This is a genomic window from Lactococcus cremoris subsp. cremoris KW2 (assembly GCF_000468955.1).
Lineage (GTDB): Bacteria > Bacillota > Bacilli > Lactobacillales > Streptococcaceae > Lactococcus > Lactococcus cremoris.
Window position 1 is genome coordinate 2,223,822 of sequence record NC_022369.1, and the last position, 15,253, is coordinate 2,239,074.

Sequence of the window (15,253 nt, forward strand, 5' to 3'; positions counted from 1 at the left end):
CCTCCTATTAGCGACGTGTTTTCTTGTCGTCAGCAGCGTGACCACGGTAAGTACGAGTTGGTGCGAATTCACCAAGTTTGTGTCCAACCATATCTTCTTGAACATAAACTGGTACGTGTTTGCGACCATCGTAAACAGCAATTGTAAGTCCTACAAAGTTTGGAAAGATTGTAGAACGGCGTGACCAAGTTTTGATCACAGATTTTCTTTCGGCGTTGGTTTGAGCTTCAACTTTTTTCATCAAATGCTCATCGACGAAAGGTCCTTTTTTAAGACTACGACCCATTTTGCGAGTTTCTCCTTTAAATATTTGTACCACTGCCGCTACTAAGGCGGAGTTGGCGGAATTTATAGATGCACTTTCGACATCTCATTAAATTTGATAATAAGTTTTATCAAATTTAACAAGACGCCGAGAAGGCTCTTGTGAAAATAAAGCGACTTATTAGTCGTTGATACGACGAACGATAAGTTTGCTTGATTTTGCTTTCTTGTTGCGAGTCTTGAGACCAAGGGCTGGTTTACCCCATGGAGTCATTGGAGACTTGCGACCAACTGGTTGACGACCTTCACCACCACCGTGTGGGTGATCGTTAGGGTTCATTACAGAACCACGTACTGTTGGGCGGATACCCATGTGACGTGTACGTCCTGCTTTACCAAGGTTGATTAAGCTTTGTTGTTCATTACCAACAACACCGATTGTAGCACGGCAAGTTGAAAGAATCATACGAACTTCGCCTGATTGAAGACGAACGAGTGTATATTTACCTTCTGAACCGAGTACTTGAGCTGAAGCACCAGCTGAACGAACCAATTGTCCGCCTTTACCAGGTTTCAATTCAATGTTGTGAATCAATGTACCAACTGGAATGTTAGCAAGTGGCAACGCGTTACCAACTTTAATATCGGCATCAGGGCCAGATACAACTGTCATTCCAACTTCAAGGCCTTTAGCAGCCAAGATGTATGATTTAACCCCGTTAGCGTAAACAATCAATGCGATGTTTGCTGTACGGTTTGGATCGTATTCAATTGTAGCAACTTTAGCAACTACGTTGTCAGTTGTACGTTTGAAGTCGATCATACGATATTTACGTTTGTGACCACCACCGTGGTGACGAACTGTGATACGACCAGTGTTATTACGACCAGCTGTTTTGCTCATGCTTACAAGCAAGCTCTTTTCAGGAGTACTTGTAGTGATTTCAGCGAAGTCGCTACCAGTCATGTTACGGCGACCGTTTGTGGTAGGTTTGTAAACTTTAATTCCCACGATTTTCCTCCTCTATTATTCTGCGTCTTCGCCGAAGATTTCAATTGTTTTAGAATCTTCAGTCAAAGTAACGATAGCTTTTTTGTAGCCTGATTTAGTACCAGTGTATTTACCAACTCGTTTAGATTTTGGTTTTACGCTGATAGTATTTACTGAGGCAACTTTTACATCAAAGACAGCTTCAACAGCTTGTTTGATGAGAAGTTTATGCGCACGTGAATCAACTTCAAAAGTGTATTTCTTTTGATCCATAGCAGCCATAGAAGCTTCAGTAATGATAGGTTTACGGATGATATCATAAAGTGACATTATGCAAGAACCTCCTCAATTTGTGTCAATGCTGATTGAACCACAAGGAGTTTGTCAGCAGAAACGATGTCAAGTACAGATGCTGAATTAGCAGTTGTAACTTTCACGTTTTCAAGATTGCGTGCAGAGAGTTCTGCAAATTCGTTACCTTCGTTTGGAAGAACCACAAGTACTTTACGTTCGATTGAAAGTGCTGAAATTACTTTTGCAAATTCAGCAGTTTTTGGAGCTGCAAAGTCAAGTGTATCAACAGCGATTAATTTACCATCAGCAACTTTTGTTGAGTAAACTGATTTAAGCGCCAATTGACGAACTTTTTGTGGAAGTTTGTAAGCGTAGCTACGTGGGTTCGGTCCGAAGACAGTACCACCACCACGCCATTGTGGAGAGCGGGTAGAACCTTGACGGGCACGACCTGTACCTTTTTGACGCCATGGTTTTTTACCACCACCAGATACAGCAGAACGATTTTTGTGTGCATGTGTACCTTGGCGAAGGCTAGCGCGTTGTGAGATTACAACGTCGAATACGACAGATTCGTTTGGTTCGATACCAAATACTGAGTCGTTAAGTGTAACTTCACCAGCTTGTGAACCATCTTGTTTAAATAATGATACTTTTGCCATTATAGATTTCTATCTCCTTTCCTTCTTATTTAGCTTTGATTGCTGATTTAACAACAATCAATGATTTCTTAGCACCTGGGACATTACCTTTTACAAGGATAACGTTCTTTTCAGGAAGCACTTGTGCAATAACAAGGTTTTGTACAGTAACGCGTTTGTTACCCATACGTCCAGCAAGTTTTTTACCTTTTGGAACTTTGTTAGCTGCAACAGGACCCATTGAACCAGGACGACGGTGGTAACGTGAACCGTGGGCCATAGGACCACGTGATTGACCATGACGTTTGATTGGGCCTTGGAAACCTTTACCTTTAGAAGTTCCGGTAACATCAACAACATCTCCGGCTGCAAATGTATCAACAGTGATTTCTGCTCCTACTTCAGCGCCTTCGAGTCCTTTGAATTCACGAACGAAGCGCTTAGGAGTCGTATTAGCTTTAGCAGCATGACCTTTGGCAGGTTTGTTGGTCAAAACTTCACGAAGTGTATCGAAACCAACTTGAGTTGCTTCGTAACCGTCTGTTTCGACAGATTTAACTTGAAGAACTGTGTTTGGAGTCGCTTCGATCACAGTAACAGGAATTAATTCACCGTTGTCTGTGAAGATTTGAGTCATTCCCACTTTTTTCCCTAAGATTCCTTTTGACATGAGAATTACCTTTCTTAATTAGAGTTTAATTTCGATGTTTACACCACTTGGCAAATCGAGTTTCATAAGTGAATCAACAGTTTTTTGTGTTGGTTCGATGATGTCGATCAAGCGTTTGTGTGTACGCATTTCGAATTGTTCGCGTGAGTCTTTATATTTGTGAGTCGCGCGGATAACAGTGTAGACGCTACGGTCAGTTGGAAGTGGAATTGGACCACTTACTTCTGCGTTTGTACGTTTAGCAGTTTCTACGATTTTTTCTGCAGCTGCGTCAAGGATACGATGTTCGTATGCTTTCAAGCGAATGCGAATTTTTTTAGTTGCCATTTTTTCTCCTCTCGTCTATTGTATTCAATAGGCTAGCTCCACGGGAAAACCGACACGTTAGGTATGGCAATACCTTCGGGTGTGTCGCAACCTCTCGTTTCGTCGCTACATACTGTTTTTAACAGCACTTGTCTATTCTATCAAAGGAGATGTGCCTTGTCAAGGACTTTTTAGACTTTTTTCCATTCTTTCCTGTTCTTTTTATATATCTTTTAAAATTTTAAATAAAATCAATGAATTTACTGAAAAAGGCAAGAACCCACACTTTGTCATCTTTAAACTTTTTGATATAATTTGATTAAAGGTTTTATAAACTATTTATATAGGAGGATTTATGTTAAAGGAATTTAAAAACTTTATTTTGCGTGGCAATGTCTTAGACTTGGCCGTTGGGGTTATCATCGGGGCAGCTTTTACTGCTTTAGTTAAATCTTTGGTTGATAATTTGATTAACCCTTTGATTGGAATGTTCGTTCAAAGCAGCGCTCTTGCCCACTTATCAGTAACTGTTGGTAAGACTAAATTTACTTACGGAGCTTTCTTAAACGATGTTATCAATTTCGTCATTACAGCTTTTGTTATTTTCGTTCTTATCAAATTTATCAACAAACTTTTCCCTAAAAAAGAAGAAACTGTTGAAGAACAAAAAAACGAAGAATTGGAAACTCTCCAAGAAATTCGCGACTTGTTGAAAAAATAATAAAAAAACTGACAAAATCTTGTCAGTTTTTTTATTGATTAAATTTCTGTTGTGAGTGTTTTCTTAAATTTTATCTTAAGAAAAACGAATCTAAAAAAGTTATCAAGCAAGACCGCCAACCAAACACCTTCTAAGCCTAGCTTCAATACTAAAGCTAAAAATGCGCCTAAGATTAACCGAATGCCAAACATGCCTAAAGTTGTTGCATAAAACGGAAGTTTGGTATTTCCAATTCCCTGAAAAGCCGCTGTGTAAGTCGTCGCTCCTGTGACGAAGAAAGTCGCTAAAAAAGAAAATAAGATGACTGTCGTACTTGCGCCCATGGCAATTCTGTCAGTAGTAAATAGCTGATTTAGCATATTGGCTGTCAGTAAAAGAACTAATCCAATGACAAACATCATACTTGTTGCCAACCAGTAAGTTTTTTTGATGTAAGATTTAATATTTTCAATATTATTTTCAGCGGTTGCCTGTGCGACTAAAATAACTGTCACGGTTGCCATTCCAAAGACTGGCATATAATTAAATTGTGTAATGCTCTCGCCAATTGCATTTCCCGCAAAGACACGTTCTCCTAAACGGACAATAATCATCATGATTAATAAATCACCCAATCTCATGGATAATCTTTCTCCTGCCGCAGGTAGACTTAGCTTGATTAACTGACGATTGAGTTTTACTTTATAAAATTGAAGACTGGGCCGTTTTTCTTTTAATTTATAATAGAGGAAAGCTGTCCCAATTACTCTGGCAAGAACTGCTCCAAGCGCCGTACCTAAGACTCCTAAATGAAAAACAAAGATAAAAACAATTGAAAATAATAAATTTAGAACACTTGCAAAGAAAGACGCCCACATGGGTGTCTTTGTGTTTCCATCAGCCCGCAAAAAGGCTCCAAAAGTTGTCATTAAAGCTAAAAGAACAATCAAACCACCCACTAAACTCAGATAAATGATTGAAAGTTCTAAAACTTGCTGACGAGCCCCCAACAAATAAAGAAGCGGTTGAGCAGCAAAAAGGGAAAATAGACCAAAAACTAAACCGATTAAAACGGTGAGTTTAGTTGCAGAATTAATTAATTCTTTTGGCTTTTCTTTTGCCTTTTTTTCAATAAGTACCTTGGCAAATAAACTTGAAATAATTGTTCCTAGGGCGATAAATATTGCCTGATATACCGTAATTAAATTATTCGCAAGAGAAACTGCGGCTACAGCAGAAAGACTAAGGTGAGCAACAATCATTGTATCACTCACACCAACTAACATTTGCAAGAAATTTTCAATAATCGCAGGAAGGGCGAATTTTAATATTTCTTTATTTGTTTTCATTTTAAACCAAGGTATTTCTCTACTTCTTTTTGCATTTCCTGAACTGGAACTACTGTATGATGCAAAATTTCAGCTTTTTCAAGCCCTAACACAGCTTTGGGTAATGGAATACCACTGAGTTTTTCAAGTGATTTAACGGCAGCAAAATCATCTATCTTCTCTGGCAAGTCCGTTCCTGACTTTTGAAGTCCTTCTAAAACAACTTTAGGGAACTTATAAGGGCTGGCAGTGCTGACAACAACTGTTTTTTCTTTTGGTTGAATTTGATGATAGACATAGTTTGCAACCGCTGTGTGGGGGTCAAGAACATAGTTTTCATTTTCAAAAGTTTCATTAATTTCTTTGGAAATTTCTTCTTCTGATGCCCAGTCAGCTATAAAATCTTGCAACTTACTCATCATTTTTTTAGAAATTTGATAATGACCTTCTGCTGACAAAGCTGTCAGTAAAGTCAAAGTCTCATCATCACTCTCGTCAGTTAATTCAAAAATTAAACGCTCAAGATTTGAAGAAACCAAAATATCCATTGACGGTGAACTTGTCACATAAAATTCTCGATTTTTATCATAAAGCCCTGTTTTGAAAAAGTCAGTCAAAACATTATTTTTATTTGAGGCACAAATCAGCTGACCAACTGGTAAGCCCAATTTTTTCGCATAATAAGCGGCTAAAATATTTCCAAAATTTCCTGTCGGAACTGAAAAATTGATTTTTTCTCCGTCAGTAATTTGACCAGTTTTGACCAGTTGTGCGTAAGCATAAATATAATAAGCGACTTGCGGAATCAAACGTCCAATATTCATTGAATTTGCTGATGAAAATTGCTGATGATTCTTCAGAAGTTGGTCATGCAAGCTTTTATTATTAAACATTTCTTTTACTGCTGTCTGAGCTTGGTCAAAATTTCCATCAATTCCAACAACGTGAACATTAGCTCCTTTTTGGGTCAGCATTTGTTGCTCTTGAATGTGGCTGACTCCACCTTTAGGATAAAAAACAATAATTTTTGTCTGTGGCACATCAGCAAAACCTGCCATAGCTGCTTTTCCTGTATCCCCAGAAGTCGCCGTCAGAATAATAATTTCATTGGTCACACCATTTTTCTTAGCCGCTTGGGTCATTAAATGAGGCAAGATAGAAAGTGCCATGTCTTTAAAAGCGATAGTTTCACCATGAAAGAGTTCAAGAATATAGTGATTCCCGAGATTTTTGAGCGGTGCAATTTCAGGACTATCAAATTTTTCTCCGTAGGCTTTTGTCACCATTAATTTTATTTCGTCAGCAGAAAAATCATCAAAAAATGCTTTTAATACAAGTTCAGCAACTTCCTGATAAGAAGCATTTTTTAATTTTTCAAAATCTAAGTCCACTTTTGGAAATTCAACAGGAACAAAAAGTCCACCGTCTTCTGCCAAACCTTGCAAGATAGCTTGTGAGGCTGTTTTTTTATTTGATTTATCCCGTGTTGATTGATAAAAAGTTACCATGATATTTATTCCCCAATCACATTTTTTATAATTATAACAAATATTCTGTAAACTCGCAAAAAGCCACGAATCATCGTGGCTTTTTTTATAATAATTAATTAGGCTTGAATATCTTCGATTTGGTGCATGTCCAATTCAACTGGAGTTGCACGACCAAACATATCAACAGTCAAAGTCAATTTATCGCCATTGATTTCAGTAATTGGCGCTTCAAATCCTGAAAAGGCTCCATCAACAATACGCACACGTTTTCCAACAAAAACGTCAAAGTCAATTTCACGAACAACTTTGCCCATGCCAACCAAGATATCTTGGATTTCTTGTTCAAAAAGTGGTGTAGGTTTTGAACGGTTCCCGTGTGAACCAACGAATCCAGTAACGTTTGGTGTATTACGCACGATAAACCATGCTTCATCAGTCATGTTCATTTCGACCAAAACATACCCAGGGAACAAGTTTTCTTCAACGTCTTTCATTTTACCGTTCACTTCGGTACGAATTGTTTCCGTTGGAATTTCGACGCGCAAGATTTTGTCTGCCATATTATAAAGTTCAGCACGTTCAAGCAAATCTTCTTTGACTTTACGCTCATAACCTGCATAAGTTTGAATAACAAACCAACCTTGGTCAAAACTTACTAAATTATTATCTTCCATTTGAAATACCTCTGTATTTATTTTTTACTTAATTAGTGAAATCCCAGCTGACAGAACCTCTATAGCAATGCTGTCAGTAATTTGGGTACAAGAAAAAGGGCCAAGCCCTTATCAGATAATATTATTATATCATATTTATCTTGAATTAAAAGGACTTTTGTCAGTTAAGAAAAGAAAAATCTGTCAAAAATGACAGATTACTCGCTTATTTGAAAAATGGTACCAAGTGGCTAACACTAAATGTAATTCCATTTTGAGTTACCCAATCGAAAATTATGATAAACACCAAGAAGAAAGCTGTATATTCAATGACCATAAAAAAATCACGAACAGATTGTTTTCTGCTTGGCCAAGTTGTCAATTTCATTTCTTCAACAATGCTACCAATAAATTTAAACATAACCTTTTCCTATCCCTGCCCCATTATTACTGACAAGGTCCATTTCTTATTAAAAGTTTACTGACAAGTCCGTCAGTTCGACGTGTTCAAATCCTATTAAAGTAATACGATTTAACGCGTTTCTTTGTGCAATGTGTGTTTGCCACAAGTACGGCAAAACTTTTTAACTTCAACTCGTTTTTCTTTCGCTACTGATGAAAGATTGAGTGTATAATTTCGTGAACCACAAACGGTACACGCTAATCCAGCTTTTCTTAACATATTATCTCTTATTCTATCAAAAATTATTTACAAGCGCAAACTATTTTGCTACCTTAATCAGACTGTTTGCCACCAAAGTCGCGTATTCTTCTGCACCTGTTCCTTTTGGATGGATATTGTCACTGTAAAACCATGCGTTATGACCCGATGCTTTTTTATTCCAATCAATAATTTTTAAGTTTTTATATTTCTTAGCCGTTTTGGTCAGTAAATTATTATTAGGTTTTGCCCAAACTCGATCGGCATGAATGTTCATCCAATAGACTGGTTTATTACCTGCAACCTTCATTGCGGCTTCAATTTCAGATTCTTTAATTGTTCCATTTGTTCCCAAACCAATCAGATAAGCATCAGGATTAGGCATTTTAGCCTTAGCATTCGTTAAATCTGTTGCAAGCGACTCGGCTTGACGACCAACTGCTGCATCAATATACATATGTGGGAAGACCTCTTGCAAATTTGTTGAAGCGGCAACCATGACCGAATCTCCAAGTGCTAGAACATTCATTTGTGAAGCTTTTTCAGCAACAACTGGTTGAATTTCATACTTTTCCGCAACTGTCTTCAAAGACAGAGGAACCTTGTTATTCGCTTCGGCTAATTGTTTCTTTTGCAAAGCAACTTGTTGGGCCATGATTTTTTCTTCAATAAGTCTTTGGTCATGTGGTGAAGGAGGTGAAAAAATTATGAAACCTAAACTTATCAGAACAAGTCCAGAAAGAATCATTGGTCCAATATTCTTTTTCAACTTCCAGCCTTTTTCTCGGATGAAATTTTGAACAATTTCCAAAACATTACTATAATCAAAACGCTGTGTAGGCAACTCAATCAAACGATATGACAGTTCAGTCAGGATAAGAATGAGCGCTAATTGCCAAATCAAATTGTACCAAGAAGTTGGTGCTAATACTTTAGCCTCAGCAAAGGCAAAAACAGGAAGTTGCCAAAGATAAATTCCATAAGAACGCGAACCAATGTATTCAAAGATAGGATTTGAAAACAGCTTATTAGCTGGTAGACTTGGGTGTGCCACTAGTGCTACTAATATAACGCTTGATAGACTGGCCAGCCACATTCCGCCATAGTAAGTGAATGTCCCTTGAGCCGGCATGAAGATATAAGCAACCAATAGAACTAGAGATAAGCCAATGGTTAGCTGCCAAGCAATCTTAGTTGCCCTTTTATTAACCTTATGCGAAAGTTTATTTAAAGGCCAGATGAAAGCTAAACTTGCCCCCATCATTAAGCTAAAGAACCGCGTATCTGTTCCATAATAAACCCGTGTTGGGTCAGCCCCAGGAACAAAAAGTACCGCCATCAAAATTGCTGAAAGAATAGCTAAAACATTAGCAATGATAAAAATTCGACCCCGTTTTTTAACAAATTTAAGTAATACAATTAAAAGCAAAGGCCAGATGATGAAAAATTGTCCTTCAATTGCTAAGTAATAAATATGTTTAAAGGGCGAAGCCCCAGCAATATCAGCGAAGTAAGAACTTCCTTGCGAAATTTGCCACCAGTTCTGCACTGAAAAAACAGCCGAAAGAAAGTTTGAACGTAAGCCAGCCCATAAATTAGGCTGGAAGATAATAATATAAGGTGTGACAAGAAGAAAGATTGAGATTAATAAAGGATAGAGTCTTTTAATTCTTCTACCCCAAAACTTCCAAATATTAATCTTTTTACTTCTTTCGTACTCCCTTAAAAGAGAGTCCGTCACCAAATAACCAGAAAGGACAAAGAATAAAACGACACCAAGAAAACCGCCCTGAACATGATTTGGCCAGAGGTGATAAAGAATAACCGTTAAAACTCCAATAGTCCGTAATCCATTAAAACCTGTGACGTAACGCTTCATTTTCCTTCTCGATTTCTATCTTTATTCTTTAAGTTCTTTTTGTCTTAAAACTACTACGCTTTCTTCTTAATTTTATCATATTTTCAGTGTTTTTTTTACTTTTAGTTGCCAAAAACCCCTTTAACTTTATCCCAAGCATTTTTAGCTGCATCACCAATATTTTTACCAATTTTACCTAGGTCCAAACCATTGGAATCAGAAGATGATGAAGTGCTAGAACTAGAGCTTTCTGGAGTATTTCCAGTCGTATTCGCTTCTGCCTGTTCTTGGTCTACAATATCATCTTGATATTGTCTTTGTTGAGTCCAATAAGGTTGTTGAGCCGCAACGCCTGCCTGAGCATAAGGGTTTTCAACTGTGAAAGGTGTTCCTTTGGTGTAAGGCAACATATAACTTGCTTCCTGACGGAAAATTACTGACGTTTGTCCTTCTGATGAACCTGTCAATTTATATTTACCATCAGAATAACCAACCCAAAGCGCCATCACAACATCTGGAGTATAACCGACTACCCACTGGTCTTGGTCTTCGTTAGTCCCTGTCTTACCTGCCAAAGTATAAGATTTAGGTGAAGCTTTCCAAGCAGAACCATTAGTGTAAGTCCCTAACATCATTTGAGTCATTTTATCGGCAGTATCTTTACTAACGACACGTTTTTTGTTTACTTTTGCCGTTTTAACGACTTGACCAGCCGCATTTTCAATTTTAGTAATGAGATGCGCATCATTCATTACTCCACCATTGGCAAAAGCTTGATAAGCCTGAGCAATTTGCCATGGATTTGTTTCAACTCCTGCGCCAAGAGCCGTTGGTAAAACATCATTTTTACTATTTAAATCCAAACCAAATTCACGTCCCAAAGCATTTCCAACTTTTGGACCAATGGCTTGATAGGTATTTATGGCTGGAATATTATATGAATTGGCTAAAGCCGTATACATCGGAATTTGTCCTCGCCATTGATTATCAAAGTCCGTTGGTTTCCAACCATTATAATCAGCCGGAGAGTCATCAACTGTTTTGTCAATTGACCAACCCGCTTCAATTGCAGGAGCATAGACAATCAATGGTTTGATGACCGAACCGGGAGAACGTTTAGACATTGTCGCATAGTTATAATCAGTAAAACTATTAGAACCTTCTGTATTAACATTACCCACGAGAGCATTAACAGCTCCTGTTTTTGGATCAATTGCCACCGATGCTGACTGGGCATAGGTTCCATCTGCTGCTTGTGGGAAGAAGCTTGGATCCGCATAGGTTTTTTGTAAACCTGACTGCATATTTTGATCCATTCCCGTATAAATTTTATAGCCATTATTCATAATTTCTTGTAAGGTTAAACCATACTTACGTTCAGCCTCAGAAATTACCGCATTATAATAGCTTGGATATTTGTATTGACTACTTTTAGATTGATAATTATCTTGCAATTGAGCTTGTAAATCAACCTTCATAAAGCTGTCTGCTTGTGATTGCTCAAGATAGCCAGCATTAACCATATTTTGTAAAACGGTATTGCGACGGTCAGTGGCATATTTTCCCTTTTCATATAAAGGATTATAAATTTCAGGACCTTTTAGCATTCCGGCAAGACTGGCTGCTTCATCAACAGTTACTTCACTGGCTGGAACACCAAAATATTTCAAGGCTGCATCTTGAATTCCCCAAACCCCATTACCAAAGTAAGAGTTATTCAAATACATATCTAAAATCTCATCTTTGCTATAGTGTTTGTTAATTTCAAGAGCCAAGAAAAATTCACGCGCCTTACGGTCAATGGTTTGTTCTTGAGTCAAGTAAGCATTTTTGGCCAACTGTTGAGTAATTGTTGAACCACCCCCAAAACGACCAAGTGTTACTGCCGCCAGAGCAAAACGTTTCAAATTAACCCCGTGGTTTTCATAAAAGGTTCTATCTTCTGTTGCCACTACAGCATTCGTAATATTTTTAGAAATTTGGTCAATCTTAACAGGAGTTCCCTTTTGGCCATAAAGATTTCCAGCTTCATTATTATCTTTATCATAAATAACTGTCTGAGCAGAAATAGAACTTTGTAGAACCTTCACATTTGCTGTTTTAGCCAAGTAAAAAAGATATGAGCCTGTCGCAACGATCGCTACCAAAACAAAAATAATCGTAATTTTTGTTAAGTTATAACGTTTCCAGAAACGTTTTATCGGTCTCATAAATTTACCAAATTTAGTTTTAGCTGGTTTTTCTATTTCTTCTTCAAGTTTTTTTTGTTTTTTAGGGCGTATTTTAGGAATTTTTAAACTTTTCTTTCCTGTTTCTTTTTTACTACGCCGACTGAAATTCTTATTTTCAGGCATCTATACTTCCCTCAGATATTTTTTATTTCTATACTTACTCAAATGAATACATCAATATCTTATTTTAATACTTTTCCGATTTTTTTTCCTTACATATTTGTAAGACCTCTAGTTTTCATCTTTTCAGTTTTGCTTATTTTATCAAAAATCCCTTTGCACTACAATATAAATTTGTAAAACGAAAGGGATTTATGTTTTATTATAAAGATTTCTAAGGATTTTTCAATTGTTTTACTTCCAGTATCAAAATTCTATTTATAAAATTTATATCTTTATTATCAATATAGCGACAATAAATAATCATCTTTTGAGACTTTTATCATTTGTAAATCCATCTATAATTTAGCTAAATTTAAATTAAAAGAACAGTATTCACCTGCTAATATTTACTTTGTATATCCGTAAAGTTTAAGTTCACCTGATAAGTATTCACCTAAATAAATTTCCTTGATTTGGTTGTACCCTTGCAGATTAATTTGCTGTTCAAGCCAAACTTCATCTTTATCAATTAATTCGAGAACGTCAAAATTTGCTTGTCCATCAACAATAATTGGATATTTAATATTTTCACCGCCAAATTCAATCAATGTCAATTGACCATTTTGCTCTAAAATAGCTCTTTTAACATTATGTATCTCATAGATACCATTGGAACGTAATTTAAACATTAATTCATTAGCAGAGATTCCATTTCTGAGGCATTCATTTACTCTAACTTTCCCATCTTGAATTAGAGTCAAGGGTTTACCATCAATGATTAATTTTACATAGCGATTGTGCTCCTTTGCAAATTTCAAAATTAATACTAACAGCGTCCATATGATTAGAACCAAGACAAATTGTAAGACCGTAATAGAATCATTATAAATGACTCCACCAATAATTCCACCTAAAACATAATTTTGAACTTGGTCCATTGCTGATGAGGGAGCAAGATTACCTTTGCCCATTAAATTTATTTGAATAATTAAACAAATAATCCCTAAAGCAAATTTTAATATTATTGGACTGTATAATTGCATTATAACTCCTAAATTTTTTATTTTTCTGGATTAATCAAGTAACTTTTGGTAAGGGTATATGATTGCTGATCAGTACTAAGATTAACTTTATAATAATCACCTTTTATTTTGACAATCACGCCATCAGCTAATTGTGTGGAATTAACAAAAATATTATTTTTATCCGTTCTTTCATTTTTGGCGACTCTTTCAATGAATCCAACCATCTGTGAAGATTGAGTATGCTTAGACTGGTTAATTTGATAATTGGAATATTGTATACCGATTTCTAAAATAATAAATAATAATAAAATAATACTAAGATCTCTATATTTCGTTTTAATTCTATGCTTAATATATATAGCAAATACAATAACAAGAACTACAAGACTCCCAAAAATAAAGATATACCGAAGATAATCGCTAAGTCCAGCTTGAGATTTTAAAAATTCAATATCATAAAACTTCATGTTCTCCCCCCTTAATAACTATTATATTAAAAAATAATTAATAAATCATTATATAATTATTAAAAAACTCATTTAATTTTATAGATAATCTTTCATAAGATGAAAAATTATCTTTATAATAGTTGCTCTACTTCCAACGGAGTAAGTTCAAGAACTGCTCTTAAAAATGGATATTTCTCTTTCATCATCGCATAGTCTGGACCACTTGAAATAAGTTTTGCTTTAGCACTCACCCTAAAGCCAATCCCTTGATAGCCATTTTTACCTTCGACTTCTCTAACCCCAAGCATAAGATAAATTGTATCATTTACTTTAATGTCTTCTTCTAAATAATGCATCCCTGCCGCTGGTGCCAATATCCGTTCATCATTGGTAAGATGTAAATAAGAAATCCATGTTCCCGTAACATGTGGATGATTGTCAGCCCCCCATGAAGTTAAGGAAACTGACCCTTCATATTCTAATGTCTCTTTAAATTTTTTTGTTAGCATTTTTTCTCTTTCTATAATTCCACTCATAATATTTATCATTTTTTTACACTTTGAGTTATTTTTATTACGTATTTTTAAGAAGATACTTTGATTATAACAAACCTAGAGTTAATTGAAAAGTAATTCTTTCGATATTCACAATTTGAACTCTTTATATTTTGGGGGCAACTAAAAACTTATAGTATAATGTGATTATGGAATTTAACTTCATTTTACCCGAAAATTTTATCCCACAAGTTCTTTCAGATTTACTTGAAAAAACTTGGCTCGTCCCGCGTAAACAAAGACATTTTTTACGAATGAAAAAACATGCTTTAGTCAATGATCAAATAATCGATGAGAATCAACTCCTTCATGCTGGAGATAAGGTGACTCTTATTTTTGATAAAGAAGATTTTTCAAATTTGTCATTAAAATTTGGCTCAGCCTCCTTAGCAGATATTCTCTATGAGGATGAACATTTGATTGTAGTCAATAAACCTGAAGGAATGAAAACTCACGGCAATACAGCTGATGAAATTGCTTTACAAAATCATGTTGCAGCAGCAATTAATCAAAATGTTTTTGTGGTTCATCGACTTGACCAGGCAACTTCTGGAGCTGTTTTATTTGCCAAAAATCAATTCGTACTGCCAATTCTTGGAAAAATGTTTGAAGAAAATAAAATTCATCGTGAATATTTAGCTCTTGTTGCTGGCCATTTCTTAGAAGAAACCTTTACCATCAACCAAGCCATTGGACAAAATCGTCATGAAAAGAATAAACGAATCATTTCTAAACATGGGCAAAAAGCAATCACACATGTTCAACTTATACAAAATTTTACTGACAAAAGTTTAGTTAAATGTATTTTGGATACAGGACGAACACATCAAATTCGTGTTCATTTATCCTCTTTAGGTCACCCTATCATTGGAGATGCATTATATGGGCCAAAAAGCACCTCACGCTTGATGCTACATGCTGAAAGCATCATTATCCCCCATCCCTTCACTAATCAACTTTTAAACATTTCTGCACCGAGCCCTAGCTTTTCAAACATTCTAAATAAAATAAAAAAGAAGTAATTTCAGTACTTCTT

At 36.0% G+C, this 15,253-nt stretch carries 18 protein-coding genes; 2 read left to right on the plus strand and 16 right to left on the minus strand.

Going from position 1 to position 15,253, the window contains the following annotated elements:
• Positions 1–7: 7 nt before the first annotated feature.
• The 6 genes from rpsS to rpsJ all read right to left on the minus strand — a co-directional run bounded on the left by rpsS (position 8) and on the right by rpsJ (position 3,187).
• Positions 8–286 carry a 30S ribosomal protein S19 gene (rpsS, locus tag KW2_RS10715; RefSeq protein ID WP_011677159.1) on the minus strand — a complete coding sequence of 93 codons (279 nt, stop codon included), beginning with the start codon at positions 284–286 and terminating at the stop codon, positions 8–10.
• Between the two features lie 159 nt (positions 287–445).
• A complete protein-coding gene (gene rplB / locus KW2_RS10720; RefSeq protein WP_011677160.1) occupies positions 446–1,276 on the minus strand; it encodes a 50S ribosomal protein L2 in 831 nt (276 codons plus the stop codon).
• A 15-nt stretch (positions 1,277–1,291) separates the two neighbouring features.
• Positions 1,292–1,585, minus strand: a complete 294-nt coding sequence (locus KW2_RS10725; protein ID WP_011836026.1) for a 50S ribosomal protein L23 — start codon at positions 1,583–1,585, stop codon at positions 1,292–1,294.
• Positions 1,585–2,211, minus strand: a complete 627-nt coding sequence (rplD, locus tag KW2_RS10730; protein ID WP_011677162.1) for a 50S ribosomal protein L4 — start codon at positions 2,209–2,211, stop codon at positions 1,585–1,587. The genes KW2_RS10725 and rplD overlap by 1 nt, the downstream gene beginning before the upstream one ends.
• 25 nt (positions 2,212–2,236) lie before the next feature.
• Positions 2,237–2,860: a 50S ribosomal protein L3 gene (rplC, locus tag KW2_RS10735; protein ID WP_011836028.1), complete on the minus strand. Its 624-nt coding sequence runs from the start codon at positions 2,858–2,860 to the stop codon at positions 2,237–2,239.
• Positions 2,861–2,878: 18 nt separating this feature from the next.
• On the minus strand, positions 2,879–3,187 hold the full coding sequence (rpsJ, locus tag KW2_RS10740) for a 30S ribosomal protein S10 (protein WP_003129973.1): 309 nt from the start codon (positions 3,185–3,187) through the stop codon (positions 2,879–2,881).
• Between the two features lie 334 nt (positions 3,188–3,521).
• Here rpsJ and mscL point away from each other — a divergent pair, with 334 nt between their 5' ends.
• Entirely contained in the window at positions 3,522–3,887 is a 366-nt protein-coding gene (gene mscL, locus KW2_RS10745; RefSeq protein WP_021037940.1) for a large-conductance mechanosensitive channel protein MscL, read from the plus strand.
• 38 nt (positions 3,888–3,925) lie between these two features.
• Here the strand turns inward: mscL and KW2_RS10750 are convergent, their stop codons facing one another.
• The 10 genes from KW2_RS10750 to KW2_RS10795 form a co-directional block, all read right to left on the minus strand.
• Positions 3,926–5,215, minus strand: coding sequence for an MATE family efflux transporter (locus tag KW2_RS10750; protein WP_021037941.1), 1,290 nt, complete (start codon positions 5,213–5,215; stop codon positions 3,926–3,928).
• On the minus strand, positions 5,212–6,702 hold the full coding sequence (thrC, locus tag KW2_RS10755) for a threonine synthase (RefSeq protein ID WP_021037942.1): 1,491 nt from the start codon (positions 6,700–6,702) through the stop codon (positions 5,212–5,214). Before thrC ends, KW2_RS10750 begins: the two co-directional genes overlap by 4 nt.
• Positions 6,703–6,800: 98 nt before the next feature.
• Complete coding sequence (gene nusG, locus KW2_RS10760; RefSeq protein ID WP_011677166.1) at positions 6,801–7,358, minus strand: transcription termination/antitermination protein NusG; 558 nt, start codon at positions 7,356–7,358, stop codon at positions 6,801–6,803.
• Positions 7,359–7,563: 205 nt separating this feature from the next.
• Entirely contained in the window at positions 7,564–7,758 is a 195-nt protein-coding gene (secE, locus tag KW2_RS10765; protein ID WP_021037943.1) for a preprotein translocase subunit SecE, read from the minus strand.
• Positions 7,759–7,869: 111 nt separating this feature from the next.
• Positions 7,870–8,019 carry a 50S ribosomal protein L33 gene (gene rpmG, locus KW2_RS10770; RefSeq protein ID WP_011677168.1) on the minus strand — a complete coding sequence of 50 codons (150 nt, stop codon included), beginning with the start codon at positions 8,017–8,019 and terminating at the stop codon, positions 7,870–7,872.
• Positions 8,020–8,059: 40 nt separating this feature from the next.
• Positions 8,060–9,877 (minus strand): acyltransferase family protein, encoded by a 1,818-nt coding sequence (locus tag KW2_RS10775; protein WP_021037944.1) that lies wholly within the window; start codon positions 9,875–9,877, stop codon positions 8,060–8,062.
• A 101-nt stretch (positions 9,878–9,978) separates the two neighbouring features.
• Positions 9,979–12,210, minus strand: a complete 2,232-nt coding sequence (locus KW2_RS10780) for a PBP1A family penicillin-binding protein (protein ID WP_011677170.1) — start codon at positions 12,208–12,210, stop codon at positions 9,979–9,981.
• Positions 12,211–12,596: 386 nt separating this feature from the next.
• Positions 12,597–13,232 carry a DUF421 domain-containing protein gene (locus KW2_RS10785; RefSeq protein WP_011677171.1) on the minus strand — a complete coding sequence of 212 codons (636 nt, stop codon included), beginning with the start codon at positions 13,230–13,232 and terminating at the stop codon, positions 12,597–12,599.
• 17 nt (positions 13,233–13,249) lie between these two features.
• Positions 13,250–13,681, minus strand: coding sequence for a DUF3290 domain-containing protein (locus tag KW2_RS10790; RefSeq protein WP_011677172.1), 432 nt, complete (start codon positions 13,679–13,681; stop codon positions 13,250–13,252).
• 113 nt (positions 13,682–13,794) lie between these two features.
• Positions 13,795–14,172 carry a pyridoxamine 5'-phosphate oxidase family protein gene (locus KW2_RS10795; protein WP_041168662.1) on the minus strand — a complete coding sequence of 126 codons (378 nt, stop codon included), beginning with the start codon at positions 14,170–14,172 and terminating at the stop codon, positions 13,795–13,797.
• Positions 14,173–14,366: 194 nt separating this feature from the next.
• Here KW2_RS10795 and KW2_RS10800 point away from each other — a divergent pair, with 194 nt between their 5' ends.
• Entirely contained in the window at positions 14,367–15,239 is an 873-nt protein-coding gene (locus KW2_RS10800) for an RluA family pseudouridine synthase (RefSeq protein WP_021037946.1), read from the plus strand.
• The last annotated feature ends 14 nt before the right edge of the window (positions 15,240–15,253 follow it).

Bases quoted from the DNA above. Each gene is read 5' to 3' on its own strand.
- rpsS (WP_011677159.1), bottom strand. From the start codon at position 286: ATGGGTCGTAGTCTTAAAAAAGGACCTTTCGTCGATGAGCATTTGATG.
- KW2_RS10725 (WP_011836026.1), bottom strand. From the start codon at position 1,585: ATGTCACTTTATGATATCATCCGTAAACCTATCATTACTGAAGCTTCT.
- rplD (WP_011677162.1), bottom strand. From the start codon at position 2,211: ATGGCAAAAGTATCATTATTTAAACAAGATGGTTCACAAGCTGGTGAA.
- rplC (WP_011836028.1), bottom strand. From the start codon at position 2,860: ATGTCAAAAGGAATCTTAGGGAAAAAAGTGGGAATGACTCAAATCTTC.
- rpsJ (WP_003129973.1), bottom strand. From the start codon at position 3,187: ATGGCAACTAAAAAAATTCGCATTCGCTTGAAAGCATACGAACATCGT.
- mscL (WP_021037940.1), top strand. From the start codon at position 3,522: ATGTTAAAGGAATTTAAAAACTTTATTTTGCGTGGCAATGTCTTAGAC.
- KW2_RS10750 (WP_021037941.1), bottom strand. From the start codon at position 5,215: ATGAAAACAAATAAAGAAATATTAAAATTCGCCCTTCCTGCGATTATT.
- thrC (WP_021037942.1), bottom strand. From the start codon at position 6,702: ATGGTAACTTTTTATCAATCAACACGGGATAAATCAAATAAAAAAACA.
- nusG (WP_011677166.1), bottom strand. From the start codon at position 7,358: ATGGAAGATAATAATTTAGTAAGTTTTGACCAAGGTTGGTTTGTTATT.
- secE (WP_021037943.1), bottom strand. From the start codon at position 7,758: ATGTTTAAATTTATTGGTAGCATTGTTGAAGAAATGAAATTGACAACT.
- rpmG (WP_011677168.1), bottom strand. From the start codon at position 8,019: ATGTTAAGAAAAGCTGGATTAGCGTGTACCGTTTGTGGTTCACGAAAT.
- KW2_RS10775 (WP_021037944.1), bottom strand. From the start codon at position 9,877: ATGAAGCGTTACGTCACAGGTTTTAATGGATTACGGACTATTGGAGTT.
- KW2_RS10780 (WP_011677170.1), bottom strand. From the start codon at position 12,210: ATGCCTGAAAATAAGAATTTCAGTCGGCGTAGTAAAAAAGAAACAGGA.
- KW2_RS10785 (WP_011677171.1), bottom strand. From the start codon at position 13,232: ATGCAATTATACAGTCCAATAATATTAAAATTTGCTTTAGGGATTATT.
- KW2_RS10790 (WP_011677172.1), bottom strand. From the start codon at position 13,681: ATGAAGTTTTATGATATTGAATTTTTAAAATCTCAAGCTGGACTTAGC.
- KW2_RS10795 (WP_041168662.1), bottom strand. From the start codon at position 14,172: ATGCTAACAAAAAAATTTAAAGAGACATTAGAATATGAAGGGTCAGTT.
- KW2_RS10800 (WP_021037946.1), top strand. From the start codon at position 14,367: ATGGAATTTAACTTCATTTTACCCGAAAATTTTATCCCACAAGTTCTT.